At 34.6% G+C, this 16,077-nt stretch carries 16 protein-coding genes; 6 read left to right on the top strand and 10 right to left on the bottom strand.

Annotated features, from left to right (window positions below; translation table 11 throughout):
• Positions 1–132: 132 nt before the first annotated feature.
• The 4 genes from Q4566_RS00530 to Q4566_RS00515 all read right to left on the bottom strand — a co-directional run bounded on the left by Q4566_RS00530 (position 133) and on the right by Q4566_RS00515 (position 3,325).
• A complete protein-coding gene (locus tag Q4566_RS00530; protein WP_303417191.1) occupies positions 133–450 on the bottom strand; it encodes a 2TM domain-containing protein in 318 nt (105 codons plus the stop codon).
• 2 nt (positions 451–452) lie between these two features.
• Positions 453–770: a 2TM domain-containing protein gene (locus tag Q4566_RS00525; RefSeq protein WP_303417190.1), complete on the bottom strand. Its 318-nt coding sequence runs from the start codon at positions 768–770 to the stop codon at positions 453–455.
• Between the two features lie 173 nt (positions 771–943).
• Positions 944–2,281, bottom strand: a complete 1,338-nt coding sequence (locus tag Q4566_RS00520; protein ID WP_303417188.1) for a histidine kinase — start codon at positions 2,279–2,281, stop codon at positions 944–946.
• 312 nt (positions 2,282–2,593) lie between these two features.
• The gene (locus tag Q4566_RS00515) at positions 2,594–3,325 is read right to left on the bottom strand and encodes an energy transducer TonB (protein ID WP_303417186.1); all 732 of its coding nucleotides are present in this window, start codon (positions 3,323–3,325) and stop codon (positions 2,594–2,596) included.
• 488 nt (positions 3,326–3,813) lie between these two features.
• On the opposite strand from Q4566_RS00515, the gene Q4566_RS00510 reads away from it, so the two are divergent.
• Positions 3,814–4,308 carry an RNA polymerase sigma factor gene (locus Q4566_RS00510; protein ID WP_303417184.1) on the top strand — a complete coding sequence of 165 codons (495 nt, stop codon included), beginning with the start codon at positions 3,814–3,816 and terminating at the stop codon, positions 4,306–4,308.
• A 4-nt stretch (positions 4,309–4,312) separates the two neighbouring features.
• A complete protein-coding gene (locus tag Q4566_RS00505; RefSeq protein WP_303417182.1) occupies positions 4,313–4,945 on the top strand; it encodes a hypothetical protein in 633 nt (210 codons plus the stop codon).
• A gap of 59 nt (positions 4,946–5,004) precedes the next feature.
• Here Q4566_RS00505 and Q4566_RS00500 read toward each other — a convergent pair whose 3' ends face one another.
• Both Q4566_RS00500 and Q4566_RS00495 read right to left on the bottom strand, forming a co-directional pair.
• Positions 5,005–5,625 (bottom strand): pseudouridine synthase, encoded by a 621-nt coding sequence (locus tag Q4566_RS00500; protein ID WP_303417180.1) that lies wholly within the window; start codon positions 5,623–5,625, stop codon positions 5,005–5,007.
• Complete coding sequence (locus Q4566_RS00495) at positions 5,612–7,915, bottom strand: type IA DNA topoisomerase (RefSeq protein WP_303417178.1); 2,304 nt, start codon at positions 7,913–7,915, stop codon at positions 5,612–5,614. Before Q4566_RS00495 ends, Q4566_RS00500 begins: the two co-directional genes overlap by 14 nt.
• Before the next feature lie 258 nt (positions 7,916–8,173).
• Here Q4566_RS00495 and Q4566_RS00490 point away from each other — a divergent pair, with 258 nt between their 5' ends.
• The 4 genes from Q4566_RS00490 (at position 8,174) to Q4566_RS00475 (ending at position 14,083) form a co-directional block, all read left to right on the top strand.
• Positions 8,174–9,787 carry an arylsulfatase gene (locus Q4566_RS00490; RefSeq protein ID WP_303417176.1) on the top strand — a complete coding sequence of 538 codons (1,614 nt, stop codon included), beginning with the start codon at positions 8,174–8,176 and terminating at the stop codon, positions 9,785–9,787.
• Positions 9,788–10,104: 317 nt separating this feature from the next.
• Entirely contained in the window at positions 10,105–11,583 is a 1,479-nt protein-coding gene (locus Q4566_RS00485; protein WP_303417175.1) for an arylsulfatase, read from the top strand.
• 147 nt (positions 11,584–11,730) lie between these two features.
• A complete protein-coding gene (locus tag Q4566_RS00480) occupies positions 11,731–13,284 on the top strand; it encodes an arylsulfatase (RefSeq protein ID WP_303417174.1) in 1,554 nt (517 codons plus the stop codon).
• A gap of 439 nt (positions 13,285–13,723) precedes the next feature.
• The gene (locus Q4566_RS00475; RefSeq protein ID WP_303417172.1) at positions 13,724–14,083 is read left to right on the top strand and encodes a hypothetical protein; all 360 of its coding nucleotides are present in this window, start codon (positions 13,724–13,726) and stop codon (positions 14,081–14,083) included.
• A gap of 57 nt (positions 14,084–14,140) precedes the next feature.
• On the opposite strand, the gene Q4566_RS00470 is transcribed toward Q4566_RS00475, so the two are convergent.
• The 4 genes from Q4566_RS00470 to Q4566_RS00455 form a co-directional block, all read right to left on the bottom strand.
• Positions 14,141–14,410: a hypothetical protein gene (locus Q4566_RS00470; RefSeq protein WP_303417170.1), complete on the bottom strand. Its 270-nt coding sequence runs from the start codon at positions 14,408–14,410 to the stop codon at positions 14,141–14,143.
• Positions 14,411–14,636: 226 nt separating this feature from the next.
• Positions 14,637–15,023 carry a rhodanese-like domain-containing protein gene (locus Q4566_RS00465; RefSeq protein ID WP_303417168.1) on the bottom strand — a complete coding sequence of 129 codons (387 nt, stop codon included), beginning with the start codon at positions 15,021–15,023 and terminating at the stop codon, positions 14,637–14,639.
• A gap of 8 nt (positions 15,024–15,031) precedes the next feature.
• Positions 15,032–15,346: a rhodanese-like domain-containing protein gene (locus Q4566_RS00460; RefSeq protein WP_303417166.1), complete on the bottom strand. Its 315-nt coding sequence runs from the start codon at positions 15,344–15,346 to the stop codon at positions 15,032–15,034.
• A 105-nt stretch (positions 15,347–15,451) separates the two neighbouring features.
• Positions 15,452–16,069 (bottom strand): thioredoxin family protein, encoded by a 618-nt coding sequence (locus Q4566_RS00455; protein ID WP_303417164.1) that lies wholly within the window; start codon positions 16,067–16,069, stop codon positions 15,452–15,454.
• Positions 16,070–16,077: the final 8 nt, after the last annotated feature.

Below are 16,077 nucleotides of genomic sequence, written 5' to 3'. Positions count from 1 at the left end.
TATTTGTGAACTTGCTTTTGTTTTGAGGCTTTCGACGACCTTTTAAAGCCGAAAAAACCACTTGAATTTGCCTAAAAAAAGATTGCAACGGAAAGCCCGACCCTTGTGGTAACGCCCAAATATTTATTATTTTTATTCCCAACGTGAAGTCTGGTTTTCGGCATCCATAAATTTTCGTAATTTCTCGTCTTCCCAACGTTTCTTGAAAAATAACCGGCCTTTAAACACATTCCAAGCATGGTAGGAAATAAAGATCGTCCACCCAACGAGAATACTAATATCAAACCATTGAAAAAACGGTTTATGTGGTCCTGACATAATATATAAATTATAGCAAAGTAATAGCACTACAATGAGATAGCCCACAAAATGGATGTAGAATATCTTTAGGTCTTTTACTTTTTTCTTAGCTTCAATATATAGCTGATGTTTCTTTTCTTCTGTTTCCATGACTATTGAAAATTTTCTTGTTCCTTTTCCATGTATTCTTTTATTTTTCGCTCTTCCCACGATTTTCCAAAAACGAAATCTTTACCGAAGATACATAACCCATGAAATGCTAAACCTATACCCCAAAAAAGCGGCGTTGCAAAGGTGCCAAAGTTCCAAAATTGCCCTCCGTTGAATACGATCATACCGGTGATAAAAATGTTGACGGCCACATACCAAAAGGCATGCCAGTAGAAACCTTTGAGTTCTTTTAAGCGTTTTTCGGCTCTTAAATACGCTTCTTCCTTTTGATAATTTTCGTGATTATAATCTGATTCCATGATGTTATATTTATACCAATTTAACTGTATAATGTCGTGTTTTTAATTTGAATTATTTTTTGTTCAAATGAGATAGAAAATTCAAGCATAGCATGAGCTACGGTTTTATTTTATATTGAAATATGGGCGAAAAAGAAACAAATTATATGCGACATTATATGGTTAAAATGGTATTAGTTCCATTTGCTTTTTTCTTCTTTCATAAATTGTTCAAGTTTGCGTTTTTCCCAGTTTCGGCCAAAAGCACCGTCGTCTACAAAAACGCGGAAGGCTTGAATAACAAGGCCTAAACCCCAGCCAAACATAGGAAACCAAAACCACTGGAAGCCCCAAAAGGTTTTATAGTTTACAAAAATTAAAAATGGAATGACTACCCAATAGGATGCTAAGCTGTAATAAAAGCCTTTTAATTCTTCTACGTGTTTGCGTGCGCGTACGTAACTATCGTCTAAATGTGTATGTGATGTTGTTCTCATAATTGATATTTTTTTAGTAAGCATAGGGATTGACACAGCAAAACGCTTTGCTTCTTTGGTTATATTGACTTTACGATTGGTGAGTAAATTATAGCGTTGGTTAATATTATTTAAACCTACTCCACTACTCTTTTTTACTATTTGTTTGGGCTGAAAATTGTTTTCAACCACTAAATTATGTCCTTCTTCATATATGGTGATGTGCAATGGCTTGCTGGAGGTCACCATATTATGTTTTACGGCGTTTTCTAATAAAAGCTGTAATGATAGCGGCACGACCTTACTTTCTGGATTAGAAGCCTGCTCTGGCATCGTGAACACGATACTGTCTTCAAAACGCATTTTTAGTAAGGACATGTAAGTTTTTGCGAACTGCAATTCTTCATCTACCGTAACTAACTCTTTACTTTTTTGTTCTAAAACATAGCGGTACACTTTTGATAATCCAGTGGTGAATTTTTGTGCGTTTTTAGGATTTTCTTCAATTAAACTGGTTAATACATTTAAACTGTTAAACAGAAAATGCGGGTCTAATTGATTTTTTAAGGCGTCAAACTTTGCACTGGCGGTCCCTGCAATAACTTTTTGCTCTTTTAACTTGTTTTGCTGATATCTATTGTAATAATAAATAACATGAAATATGGCTACAATGGTAAGGGTAATCCAGAGTCCGAATTGATAATATTCAATCTTCTCACGACTTAAGAAAGTATTAAAGTCCATGTCATAATAAACCATTGCCGAGGCTGAACGCAAGACAAACAATCCTACTAAAGTGATGACTATCGACCCGAAAACACCGATTATAATTCGTTTGGCATAGGCCTTTTTCTTCCAATTTAAACCATTCAAATACTTAAAGAAATACATATTTGAATACCCTAACACGAAACCATACAATTGATAAAACACAAAATCTATGAGGAGTGTGTTTGCATTTCTAGCTTCAAATCCACCGTTAATTAAGGTCCCTATTACAAAAGCAATACAGGCTACAACAAATAATATGATGCTATTTTTAGCAGATTTTGACATAAGGGTTCGAAAGTTAGAAGTTAAAAGTTAAATTTAGTGAAAAGTTTTTCGGTGGAGGTTACGGTTGTTTTTTAGATTCCCGTTTTCACGGGAATGAAGTTTAAGGTGATAGTCTTGATTTTTCATAATGATACGTTTTAAGATTAATGATGAAGCAAATATCTAACAGAAGAACTGATTTTGAAAAACAGTTTGACTGAACTGTAGAAACTATGAGATGAAATGTAGAAACCAGGTATAAACGTAAAGGAGACGGTTTGAAAAGTAAGGTATTCAAACCGCCTCTAATTTTTTAATTCAACTATAATTTACTCAACGCTCTTCAAATTTAAAGAATATAGGCACAGCATAAGAAACTTTTACGGGTTTTCCGCGTTGCTTGCCTGGGGTCATATTAGGCAGTAAACTTATAATGCGTTCTGCTTCTTTTTCTAAAATTTTATCTGGGCCTCTTGATTTTATTGATGAAATTTTTCCAGTAGTATCAATTATAAATACTACAGACACACGACCTTGGGTACCTAAATCTAAAGCAGCTTGCGGATATTTAAAATGCTTAGAAATGTGCGCCTTCATTTTTTCTTGAAAACAAGCAATCTTCTCTTGATTAGAGCCTTGTTCGCAACCAGGAAATACAGGCACATGTTCTATAACAGCAAACGGCACTTGAACATCTTCTTCAACTTCTTCAACTTCTACAGCTTCAACAGCTACAGGAATTGGCGCAACAATAGCATCTTCTAGTCCGATTTCAGAACTTTCAATAACCGTTTCTTCAATTTCAACCACATCTTCAATAATCTTGATAGACTCTTGAACAGATGCAGGAGGTGGCGGTGGGGGTGGCGTATTTACGTTCACAATTGGAATTTCTTCTTCATATTGTTTTTCCATATTGATAATTTCAACAAGGTCTTGGTCTACTTCATAGGTTTTAATTTCTAAAGCCTGCCAAGTAAAAAACAACATGATATTTAATCCAATAGCAAAATATATACTGCTATTTCTCCCAATGTCTACTACGGGATTTTTCTTAGCTTTCATGATGATATATTTTAGAACTGATTAATATTCTAAAACTAAGAAATTTAACTCAAAAAAAATATGACAATTATCATAACAAACAACTCATTTAAAGATATTTACCTATAATATTTCACTCAAAAAAATGAACTCACCAGAAGCCTTTTTAGTAATTAATAAACACATGGACCTATGAAATTTTTCAATTATATTTTTTTCATATATTAGCCCTTCTAATAATCAATTATTTAAGTTTTTCACCACCATAGATTTTATCTATCATTAATATTTAAAAACCTAAAAACCAGATAATTATAAAATCACCCTAAACTTTTACTTCAATAATAAATAAATCTTAAAAACCTCAACTATAAACCGCTCTAAATCTTTAATTTACAGTCTTATTTCCCATATCCTTTTAGAAAACCAAGCAGTATTATTAAAAAAAATCTACAGAAGTGTAACAATTTAAAACTTTGGAACACTTACATCATAACTAATCCAACCCCTTGAATAAAGAGTTAGAACATAATTTTGTTGAATTACTTGAAAAGCACCAAAATATCGTGCACAAGGTCTGTCGTTTGTACACCAATAATTACGATGCGCATAACGACTTGTTTCAAGAAATCACCATTCAGTTATGGAAAGCGTATCCGAAATTTAGAGGAGATGCCAAGTTTAGTACCTGGATGTATCGTGTGGGATTAAATACCGCCATTACGCTTTATAGAAAATCTAAACGCACCATTAGCACACAAGATTTTGAAGGTGTCTCATTTAAAATAAGTGCTGAAGAGTACGACGATACCCAGGAGCAACAATTAAAAGTACTTTACCAAGCCGTACATCAATTAAATGATATCGAAAAAGCTTTAGTGTTTCTGTATTTAGAAGACAAAGACTATAGAGAAATAAGTGAAACTTTGGGAATTAGTGAAGTGAATGCCCGCGTGAAGATGAATAGAATTAAAACGAAACTTAAAACCATTTTAAATCCGTAACCCTATGGATGAATTAGATTTATTAAAGAAAGATTGGAATCAAAGTTCCGACAATCATAAGGTTTCTGCGAAATCTATTTATGCCATGCTGCATAAAAAATCGTCTTCTATAGTAAAGACGCTGTTTTATATCAGTATTGCTGAGCTTGTTTTTTGGATTCTAATTAATGTTTTACCTACTTTCTTTTCGAAATCATACAACGAGCAACTAGACCTTGTTTACTCTAACAAAACAGTTTTGGTGCTTATCAATGTGGTTTCATATGCTATTATCCTACTTTTTGTTTATCTGTTGTTTAAATCACAGAAGGCCATTTCGGTTACCGATAATGCTAAAAAACTCATGGAAAGCATCCTAAAAACACGTAAAATCATAAAGTACTACGTGCTATACAACCTCATCGTACTTTTTATTTCAATCATACTCGGTTTATATTTCGGCATTAAACACTCTACTGAAGCTTCTAACATGCTCACCAACGCTAGCACTTCAGAAATGTTAGTATTCTATGGTGTCTGCTTTGTTATGGCGCTGTTTTTCTTGCTTTGTTTTTGGTTGTTTTACAAGCTGTTATACGGTTTATTATTAAAACGTTTAAACAGAAATTATAGAGAGCTTAAGAAATTGGAGGTTTGATTTTTGCGGAATTGTGAGCAGCTTGCAAGCTCGCCAACACCTCCCTAACTCTCCTCGAGTTATAAAACACCTCCCCGGCCCTCCTCAAGGAGGGAGCTTAAATTGGGGATTTCAACGACTTCGCCAGGTTGCATGTTATTTAACTTGATATCTCCTACTCTAACGCGTACCAAACGCAAAGTAGGAAAGCCCACTGCTGAAGTCATTTTTCGTACTTGTCTAAATTTACCTTCTTTTAAAGTCACCGAAATCCATGGTGCCGGACCATGACGTTCATCTCTAATTTTTTTCGATCGGGTTGGTAAATCTGGTAACGTTTCTAAAGCAAAGGCTTTACAGGGTTTGGTTTGGTACTTTTTACCATTAAAACCTATCTCTACTCCTGATTTTAATTGTGCTATCGCTTCCGCGGAAATTGCTCCATCTACTTGCGCGTAATATTCCTTCTCTACTTTCCGACTGTTTACATAATCGCTCATTTTTCCATCGGTGGTTAATAACAATAAACCTTCAGATTTTTCATCCAGGCGACCAATAGACATTATGCCTTCAGGGAAATCATGTAGAGACCCCAGAAAATTTTTAGATTGTTGCTTGGAGTCATGACTTTTAAACTGACTCAAAAAACCATACGGCTTGTAAATTATAAAGTGCCTGTGTATCGTTTTAAACGCTTCCATTTAATATTTGATGCACCAATGCTTTGGTAGGTTTTTGTCCGTTCATAGCGCTTCTCACGGCATCGAAGGTCATTTTAAAATCGCAGCCCGATTTATAGGCGCTGCATCCGTAGGCCGTTTTTCCTTTTAGTACGGTACCTTTTTTACATTTCGGACAAGCCAAAGCATCAGAAGTTGGTTTTTCTATCGCTTTCGCGGAAGTCTTTTTCGGTTCTAACTTTAATTGGAATTCATCATCAAAACGCAACAAGCCTTCAACAGTTCCTGCTTCCGTTTTAAAGCCTTTCAAGTTTACGGTAGAACCTTTCTGAAGCAAACGAATAAATTGCTTTTCAGATATTTTTTTATCAGCAAAACTAAAAGGCAGGACAAAATCACAACCCGCTTTATAGGCACTACACCCATAGGCTGTTTTTCCTTTTAATAGTTTTCCCTTTTTACATTTCGGACAGCTTTCATTTAAAATCCCCGCAACCTTTTTAGTCTCAGCCTTCGCCGCACGCTGTTTTTGCACCGTTTCATAAGAAATATTAGCGCGTTTGGTTTCGCTGCGTACTTCATAAACCAAGGCATCAACCATGTGTTTCATATTTTTAATAAACGCAGCGGCACTAAATTCTCCTTTTTCGATATCTTTTAACTGTTTTTCCCAAGACCCCGTTAACTCGGCAGATTTCAGTAAATCATTCTGAATCGTATCAATCAACTGAATACCTGTAACTGTGGGTAAAACCTGTTTTTTATTTCGTTTTATGTACTTTCTTCTAAAAAGCGTTTCAATAATATTGGCTCGTGTCGATGGTCGTCCAATACCGTTTTCTTTCATTAAATCACGTAACTCTTCATCATCAACTTGCTTACCTGCCGTTTCCATGGCTCGTAGTAAGGAAGCTTCAGTAAATTGATTAGGCGGCTTGGTTTCCTTTTCTAAAAACGACGGTTCATGTGGCCCTTTTTCTCCTTTAACAAAAGTTGGTAAGATGCCAGATTCCTTTTCCTTAGCATGTGGGTTTTCAAAAACAACACGCCATCCTTTTTCTAAAATTTCCTTTCCTGTGGTTTTAAACACAATTTTAGCAGCATTTCCTAAAACGGTGGTATTTGACACGGTACAATCATCATAAAAGACCGCAATAAAACGCTTTACAATAATATCGTAAACCTGTTGTTGCGCAGCCTGTAAGTGCGTTTGCATACCCGTTGGTATAATGGCATGGTGATCGGTTACTTTTTTATCGTTAAAAACGCGAGACGATTTTTTAATTTTCTTACCCAAAAGCGGCTGTGTTAAGGTCCCGTAATTGGTAAGTTTTTGAAGAATACCTGAAACTTTCGGATAAATATCATTTGGTAAAAAAGTGGTATCTACTCTTGGGTAAGTCACGACTTTTCGTTCGTATAATGCTTGTACTATTTTAAGCGTTTCGTCTGCCGAAAAGCCAAACTTAGTATTACAATACACCTGTAAACCCGTTAAATCAAATAATTTTGGCGCGTATTCTTTACCTTTTTTCTTGGTAATCGAATCAATTTCAAATTCGCTTTCCTTGACTTTATTCGCTAAAGCCTCTCCATCTGCTTTCTTTAAAAAACGCCCTTCTTCATAACTAAAAAGCGTATCACGATATTGGGTTTGCAACTCCCAGTAAGGTTGTGGCTTAAAATTTTCTATTTCCTTAAAACGATTCACCACCATAGCTAAAGTTGGCGTTTGCACACGTCCAACAGAAAGCACTTGTTTATAACCACCGTGTTTTACAGTGTATAATCGTGTGGCGTTCATACCTAACAACCAATCGCCAATCGCTCTAGAAAAACCAGCATAATACAGGTTATCGTAATCTGCAGAAGGTTTCAAACTTTCAAAACCTTCTTTAATAGCTTCGGTAGTTAAGGAAGAAATCCATAAGCGCTGAACCTCGCCCTTATAATTAGCTTCATTCAACACCCAACGCTGAATGAGTTCTCCTTCTTGCCCGGCATCCCCGCAGTTTATAACCACTTCGGCCTTATCAAATAAACTTTTTACAATTTTAAATTGCTTCTGAATCCCTGAATTTGAAACCACTTTAGTTTCAAATTTCTCTGGAAGCATAGGTAAATTATTCAGATCCCAACTTTTCCAATAAGGTTTATAATCATTGGGTTCCTTTAAGGTGCATAAATGTCCGAAGGTATAAGTTACCGCGTAACCGTTGCCTTCATAATAGCCATCGCGCTGCGTATTAGCTCCTAGAACAGAAGCAATCTCACGCGCAACACTGGGTTTTTCGGCTATACAGACTTTCATTTATACATTTTAAAACAGGCTTGCAAAATAGAACTTTAATATAGCTTTTAAAAAGGTTATTATGAGTAGTTATTAACGTTTAAAAAAAAGTAGAATCTTAAGAAACAAAAACATTATTATATAATCCTATGGATTTAAAACAATTAACACTACCCATAATTAAACCTAAAATAATAATCCTATAGCTCAAATTATTTTGTATATTTAATATCTTATATTAAACTATTTACTCTTAATTAATCTAAAAATCAACCCTTTATGAAAAAAAATCAATTTTTTAATCTTTTATTCTTTTGCATGGCAACTACATTTGTTTTTGCACAAGACAAACCCAATATCTTAGTGATTTGGGGAGACGACATTGGATACTGGAATGTCGGAGCGTATACCCATGGAATGATGGGGAGAACTCCTAATATCGATAAATTAGCGAAAGACGGTATGTTATTTACAGACCATTATGGACAACCAAGTTGTACTGCAGGTCGTGCAGCATTTATCATGGGGCAAATGCCAATACGAACTGGAATGACGACTATTGGAATACCAGGATCTAAACAAGGTATTCAAAAAGAAGACCCAACTTTAGCCGAAGTTTTAAAAACACAAGGCTATAATACAGCCCAATTTGGTAAAAACCATTTAGGAGATCGTAACGAATTTTTACCAACTATGCATGGGTTTGATGAATGGTTTGGTAACCTTTATCATCTAAATGCTGAAGAAGAGCCTGAAGAATTAGATTACCCTGGACAAAAAAATCCAGCGTATAAAGAGAAATTTGGGCCAAGAGGTGTTTTACATGCTTGGGCTACAGATAAGGATGATTCTACAGAAGACCCTAAATTTGGTCGAGTTGGTAAGCAACGTATTGAAGATACAGGACCACTTACACGTAAACGTATGGAAACTATGGATTCTGAGGTAACCGATGTTGCTTTAGATTATTTAGATCGTGTAGGTAAAGATGACAAACCATTTTTTATGTGGTACAACACAACTGCAACACATATCTGGTCTCACAGTACTAATAAATATATCCAAGCTGCTGTAGATGAAGGTCGCGCAGAAGAAGATGTCGTTCGTGCAAAAATGATAGAACACGACGAATTAATAGGTAAAATTCTCCAAAAACTAAAAGATTTAGGTATTGAAGATAATACTATTGTCGTTTATAGTACAGATAACGGAAACGAATTGATGTACTGGCCTGATGGTGGTTACGCACCTTTTAGAGGTGAGAAAGGAACCACTTGGGAAGGTGGCCTTAGAGTACCAATGATTGTTAAGTGGCCAGGACACATACCTGCAGGAACATCTTCTAATGGTATACAGAGTCATGAGGATTTATACGTAACTTTAGCTGCAGCTGCAGGATTACCAAACTTAAAAGAAGACTTTTTAAATGGTAAAAAAGTGGGTAATATTTCTGCTAAAAAACACTTAGATGGTTATAACAACCTGCCGTTATGGACAGGAAAAACAGATAAATCTGCCCGAAGAGAAATATTCTATTACGACGAATCAGACCTAATGGCTGTACGTATTGATGCTTGGAAAATGCATATTGGTGTTAAGCATAATGGCAGTTGGTTCGATGAAAAATCGTATCCAAGTGTGCCATATATAATCAATTTATTAATGGATCCTATGGAAAAAATGACGCCAGATTCTGAAGAGTGGGGTTATGCTGGAAAGAAATTTGTTGCTCAAAAATTATGGGCACCAACAGCCGCTGTTCCTTTTCTGCAAGCGCATTTAAAATCTTTAGCAGAGTACCCTCCTAGTCAAGGCGGAGAATCGCTAAGTATGAAAAAATCTATTGAAACAGCTATGAAAATGATGGAACAGCCTACCGGAGGCCAAAATTAAATATTCATATAATAGTATAATTAAAAACAGGTTGTCTATGGTATTTGGACAGCCTGTTTTTTTTGTTTAAATTCATGATTAGTATTTTTATAATTCATGTTTCTAGACTTAATTGAATTTAACCCTAATACCTAAATTAGGAAACTATTCTTAAACAAATAAAAAACGTTATCGTTGATTATTTTAAAATAAACTCGAAGAAATTACTTATATAATTTTGTATATTTATAACGTATAAATACAATTACAACTTTAATTAATCTTAAAATCAAACCTTTATGAAAAAAAATCATTTTTTTAATCTGTTATTTTTTTGCATGGCGACCTCCCTCGCGTTTGCACAAGATAAACCCAACATTGTAGTCTTTTGGGGAGACGATGTTGGAATGTGGAACATTAGCGCCTACCACAATGGTATGATGGGTGGAACAACACCTAATATTGATCGAATCGCTAAAGAGGGTGCTATATTTACCGATCACTACGCGCAACAATCTTGTACTGCTGGTCGTGCGTCTTTTATTTTAGGACAACATCCGTTTAGAACAGGATTATTAACTATTGGTATGCCTGGATCAGAGCATGGTATTAATGCAGCCGATCCTACTATAGCCGAATTATTAAAACCATTAGGTTACACTAGTGGACAATTTGGTAAAAACCACCTTGGTGATCGCGATGAGCATTTACCAACAAACCATGGTTTCGATGAATTCTTCGGAAACCTTTATCACTTAAATGCTGAAGAAGAGCCTGAAACTGAATTTTATCCAAAAGACCCTGAGTTCCACAAAAAATATGGACCAAGAGGTGTGTTAAAATCAACTGCAGATGGTAAAGTCGAAGATACGGGACCATTAACAACAAAACGTATGGAAACTGCAGATTCAGAATTTATTGATGCTGCCTTAAGTTTTATTGATAAAAACGCTAAAGACGACAAACCTTTCTTTACATGGATAAACTCTACAAGAACACACGTTTGGACACACTTATCTGACAAATATTTACATAAATCTGGTTATGGTTTATATGCTGATGCCATGATGGAATTAGATGATGGTGTAGGTCGTGTATTAGATAAATTAGATGAGCTAGGTATTACAGAAAACACAATTATTATCTTTTCTACAGATAACGGTGCTGAGAAATTTACTTTCCCTGATGGTGGAACCATTCCATTTAGAGGTGAAAAAGGAACAACTTGGGAAGGTGGATTTAGAGTACCTGCCATGGTAAGATGGCCAGGTCATATTGAAGCAGGAACTGTTATTAATGATATCTTCTCTCATGAAGATTGGATGCCTACGCTTTTAGCTGCAGCCGGTAACCCTAACGTAAAAGAGGAATTACTAAAAGGTAAAAGCTACTCTGGAAAAACTTTTAAAGCACATTTAGATGGTTATAACCAATTAGACTTATTAACCGGTAAAACTAAAAAAGGCGAAGGAGCAAGAAAAGAAATTTTCTATTTTGATGCTGCTGGACACTTAAACGCATTAAGATATCAAGACTGGAAATTACACTTCTCTATCATGGAAGGATCTATTAATGAAGCTTATAGAAAATCACCATCTTGGCCAATAATCTTAAACTTAAGAAATGACCCTTTTGAAGTTTCTATGGATGCCGCACTATATATTAGAAATTATGCGGATCAAATGTGGATGATGGTACCAGCACAAAACTATGTTGGTAAATTTTTAGGTACGTTCAAAGAATTCCCTTCAAGAAAAGGTAGTTCTTTAAGTGTGGATCAAGTTTTAGAAACTTTAAAAACACCTTCTAGAAATTAATTTTTCTGAAACAAAAGAGTAAAATAAAAAAGACTGCCCGAAAGGGTGGTCTTTTTTTTTGCCTAACAATAGCAAAACATTAATTATTAAAAGTTAAAAAAAAAACATACCTTTAAATACATTAATTAATCTTAACATCAAGTATTTATGAAGAAAACACAACTCCTTGGCACGTTATTACTGTGCTTTATTTCTGTTGTTGCTTTTGCACAGAAGAAACCCAATATTGTTGTTATCATGGGCGACGATATCGGCTATTGGAACCTAAGTTACAATAACCAAGGTATGATGGGGTATAAAACTCCTAACCTTGATAAATTAGCTTCCGAAGGAACTATTTTTACAGACTACTACGCAGAGCAATCCTGTACTGCTGGTAGGGCAGCTTTTATTACAGGACAAATGCCGATACGTACGGGAATGACTAAAGTAGGAGCAGCTGGTGCTACTTTAGGGATACAACCCGAAGATCCAACATTGGCAGAGCTTTTAAAGCCACTTGGTTATGCAACAGGACAATTTGGTAAAAATCACCTTGGTGATCGTGATGAATTTTTACCAACTAATCATGGTTTCGATGAATTTTTTGGTAATTTATATCACTTAAATGCAGAAGAAACACCAGAATTAGCCGAATACCCTCAAAACCCAGAATTTCGTAAAAAATTTGGACCTCGTGGCGTTATTCATAGTACGGCAGATGGTAAAATTGAAGATACAGGCCCTTTAACCAAAAAACGTATGGAAACTGTAGATGCCGAATTTATGGCAGCTGCAACAAAGTTTGTTGATAAGCAGGTTGATGCTGATAAGCCATTCTTCTTATGGTTTAATACAACACGTATGCATTATGTAACCCATGTTCCAGAGGAAGAGCAAGGAAAAACAGGTTTAGGTACGTATGCAGACGGTATGAGACAGCATGATAATCAGGTTGGTCAACTGTTAGAACACTTGAAAGCAAAAGGTATCGAGGATAATACCATAATAGTGTATACAACAGATAATGGACCACACTTTAATATGTGGCCAGATGGTGGTATTACACCGTTTAGAGGTGAGAAAAACACAAACTGGGAAGGTGGATACCGTGTACCTTGTATTGTAAAATGGCCAAATAAAATTCCTGCAGGAACAGTTATGAACGAAATCGTTGCTGGTAATGACTGGTTGCCAACTTTAATGGCTGCTGCTGGAGAACCTAATATTAAAGAGAAATTATTAACAGGTTATAAAGGTGCTAAACGTACTTTTAAAGTGCATTTAGATGGGTATAATATATTACCTTATTTAACAGGTGAAAAAGAAGCTGGAAAAGATAAGTATGGTGATACTACCTTTCCAAGAAAAGAATTTTATTACTGGAGTGATGATGGTCAATTAGTAGCTATGCGTTACCAACGTTGGAAGTTAGTTTTTATGGAGCAGCAATCTTCTAAATTTGGTGTTTGGATGTATCCTTTTGTTAAGTTGAGAATTCCTTTAATTTTTGATTTACGTATGGATCCCTTTGAACGTGCACAGCATAATTCAAATGTTTACTATCAATGGATGGAAGAGCAAGTACAATGGATAGTAGTACCTTCCCAAACTGTTGCAGGGAAGATGATATCTACGTTTAAAGATTTTCCTCCAAGACAAAAACCAGCTTCATTTAATTTAGATGAAGTGATGGCTTCGTTTACGGCCGGTGGTCATTAATTAGACATATAAATTACAAGTTTTTAAAGGAGGTCGCCTAAAAAGTAATTTTTAGGCGATTTTCTTTTTGTGTACGCATATATCTTTTACATATAAACGAAATTGCTCCTAAAGGCAGTATCTCATAAACTGTGTAAGTTTTAAAATCTCAGGTTAAAAATTAATCTGAGATTTTTTTCATATAAAGCACTGAACGTATTTAGATTAACAGTTGCTCCCTATTAGTTTTATAGTTTGAATTGTCGACGCTTATAAAGCCTCTTTTTGAGAGCTAAATCGTTACCACGTAAATAGACAATGGTTCTTGCCGTTAGAACTTTATAAAAGATATCAAATTATTTTTTTTAATTCTACAAAAGCTTTTCGAAATATATTGGATTAAATTCTTTATAATTACGCCAAACTCCATTTTTTTAGAGTGAAATTCATAACACAAAACATGACAATTCAAGATTTAGTTGGTAATTATTCTATTGTAGGCAGCAATCAAGACAGCGAAAAAAACACCTATAAAGGTTCTTTAAATTTAAGTCTTGATCATCACAATAGAATTAAAGCGGAATGGTACATTAATAATATCCAAACACAATTAGGTCAAGGCTTTTTTAAAGACAATATTCTGGTAATAAATTTTCAGTACAAGGGAGAAAATCACGAGACATTTTATGGTGTCGTTGTTTACAAATGTCTTTCTAAGAATGTTTTAGAAGGCTTTTGGTCTGAGGAATATGGCGACCCAGCCTACCTTGGTTCTGAACAATGTATCAGAATTAATACTCAGGATGAGTTTTTGAATTAAAAAAAGCCCATATAACTTAGTTACATGGGCTTTTTTTAGATTGAAACACAAATAATTTTAACTCACTTTTTGTGCTGTTTTCATATCTTTTAATAATTTCAACTCACGCTGAATTTCTTCTCTTCTTGCTGCCACCTTATTTACTTTCTCATCTATGATTGCCTGATGTCTAAGCCGACTTTGACGCCTCTCTTCTTCTTTATCTTTACGCACTTGTCTTTCTTTCATTAACTTTGCTCTCTCTTGAGCAACAGATAAATATGAATATCCATACATGCTTATAAATAATAAAGCAACAATTCCTAGTACTACAAAACCGTATTCCATTTTAAACGCTATTAATTATGTTCTTTTTTTTGCCTTAAAATTATTGAATCATCAATATTTTAGCAAACTTGTAATTAAAGGTATAAAAAAGAGCCCCTTGAATTAAAATAAAAAAGATGAATGGCTTAAATTTTAGATAAACGTTTAATTATTCGTTTTATACTAACGTTTAGTCGTTGAAAATCAGTAAATAGGTAACAAAAAACTGTTTTCCGAATTAGTAAACTTATTTAACTACAGGAAGATCTTTTGCCTTCCAAGCAAGGATACCGCCCTTTAAATTATAGATTGTAGTAAAACCAACTTTTTTAAAATAGGAAACACTTTTTTTACTACGGTTTCCTGAGCGACAATAAATATATACAGGCTTATCGGAATTTAATTTTTCAATATTATCTGTAAAATCACTGGATTTGAAATCAACGTTAATAGCGTTCTCTAAGTGGCCTTCTTTAAATTCTTCAGGCGTTCGAACATCTATAAGTTGAACAAAGTCATGACTTACATCCGTTTTAAATTGTTTTACGCTCATATCCATATAATCATCAGATGCAGATTGGTTACAACTTGCAAAAGCAAAAAATATAAATAAACAATGTATACAATACTTCATACAACCTATTACTTTTCAACAACATCACCGGTCCATTCTAACATTCCACCTTCTAAGTTATATGCATTTTCAAAACCTAGTTGCTCCATAATTTGGCAGGCTTTACCCGAACGGTTTCCAGAACGGCAGTACACATAGTAGTTTTTAGACTTATCTAATTCCTCAATTTCGTTTACAAACTCTTGTCCTTTGTAAATATCTATATGAATTGCATTCTCGATAATCCCTTCAGCAACTTCAGCATCGGTTCTTACATCCAAAACAACAGCGTTTTCATCATTCGCTAATTGTTCTACCCATTCTTCTTGTGTTAAATCTTCCATGTTTAATTATATATGTGTTCTACAAAATTAAGATTTCTAATAGTATAGACGAAAAAAAATCCGAAGAATTACTGCTTCGGACTTTTACTTACCATTATTTATAAGTTATACTTTGATAGAGCAACCTATCGCTTTAGTTTCAGATTCAGGAACTTCTTTGCCTTTTAGTAAGGCATCTACAGCGGCTTCAACATATTTTGTATTTACCGCAGCAGCATCCTTATAATTATCATCAATGGCACCAATATACTTAACCACATTCCCTTTACTTGTTTTCTCTAAAACAAACATATGCGGTGTTTTTGTGGCTCCGAATTTCGGAAATACATTTTGAGATTCATCAATTAAATACGGAAAATTAAAACCTTTCTCCCCTGCCCTTTTTTTCATTTCTGGTAAAGCATCACCTGGCTTCACCTCAACATTATTAGGCATAATAGCTATAACTGGATAACCTTTAGGGGCATATTTCTTGTTCAATTCTATAATTCTATCTTCATACATAACCGCATATGGACAAGTATTACAGGTAAAAGTTATTATGAACCCCTTGGCGTCTTTATAATCGGCCATAGATACCATTTTACCGTCAATGTTTTTTAAGGAAAAATCCTCTGCAACATCTCCAATTTTATAGCCCTTATTAATTGTATTATTTACTGTAAATGCACTAATCAAAAGCACTAACAAGCCTCCTGATATTATTTTAATTGCTTTTTTCATTTTGTGAT

The sequence above is a fragment of the Tamlana sp. 2_MG-2023 genome (assembly GCF_030548465.1).
Classification (GTDB): Bacteria; Bacteroidota; Bacteroidia; order Flavobacteriales; family Flavobacteriaceae; genus Pseudotamlana.
This window is presented reverse-complemented; position numbering and strand designations above follow the sequence as displayed.

What these genes read in the sequence shown, in the direction of transcription:
- Q4566_RS00490 (WP_303417176.1), top strand. Translation starts at nt 8,174, where the DNA reads ATGAAAAAAAATCAATTTTTTAATCTTTTATTCTTTTGCATGGCAACT.
- Q4566_RS00505 (WP_303417182.1), top strand. Translation starts at nt 4,313, where the DNA reads ATGGATGAATTAGATTTATTAAAGAAAGATTGGAATCAAAGTTCCGAC.
- Q4566_RS00500 (WP_303417180.1), bottom strand. Translation starts at nt 5,625, where the DNA reads ATGGAAGCGTTTAAAACGATACACAGGCACTTTATAATTTACAAGCCG.
- Q4566_RS00455 (WP_303417164.1), bottom strand. Translation starts at nt 16,069, where the DNA reads ATGAAAAAAGCAATTAAAATAATATCAGGAGGCTTGTTAGTGCTTTTG.
- Q4566_RS00480 (WP_303417174.1), top strand. Translation starts at nt 11,731, where the DNA reads ATGAAGAAAACACAACTCCTTGGCACGTTATTACTGTGCTTTATTTCT.
- Q4566_RS00470 (WP_303417170.1), bottom strand. Translation starts at nt 14,410, where the DNA reads ATGGAATACGGTTTTGTAGTACTAGGAATTGTTGCTTTATTATTTATA.
- Q4566_RS00525 (WP_303417190.1), bottom strand. Translation starts at nt 770, where the DNA reads ATGGAATCAGATTATAATCACGAAAATTATCAAAAGGAAGAAGCGTAT.
- Q4566_RS00465 (WP_303417168.1), bottom strand. Translation starts at nt 15,023, where the DNA reads ATGAAGTATTGTATACATTGTTTATTTATATTTTTTGCTTTTGCAAGT.
- Q4566_RS00485 (WP_303417175.1), top strand. Translation starts at nt 10,105, where the DNA reads ATGGCGACCTCCCTCGCGTTTGCACAAGATAAACCCAACATTGTAGTC.
- Q4566_RS00475 (WP_303417172.1), top strand. Translation starts at nt 13,724, where the DNA reads ATGACAATTCAAGATTTAGTTGGTAATTATTCTATTGTAGGCAGCAAT.
- Q4566_RS00515 (WP_303417186.1), bottom strand. Translation starts at nt 3,325, where the DNA reads ATGAAAGCTAAGAAAAATCCCGTAGTAGACATTGGGAGAAATAGCAGT.
- Q4566_RS00495 (WP_303417178.1), bottom strand. Translation starts at nt 7,915, where the DNA reads ATGAAAGTCTGTATAGCCGAAAAACCCAGTGTTGCGCGTGAGATTGCT.
- Q4566_RS00520 (WP_303417188.1), bottom strand. Translation starts at nt 2,281, where the DNA reads ATGTCAAAATCTGCTAAAAATAGCATCATATTATTTGTTGTAGCCTGT.
- Q4566_RS00530 (WP_303417191.1), bottom strand. Translation starts at nt 450, where the DNA reads ATGGAAACAGAAGAAAAGAAACATCAGCTATATATTGAAGCTAAGAAA.
- Q4566_RS00460 (WP_303417166.1), bottom strand. Translation starts at nt 15,346, where the DNA reads ATGGAAGATTTAACACAAGAAGAATGGGTAGAACAATTAGCGAATGAT.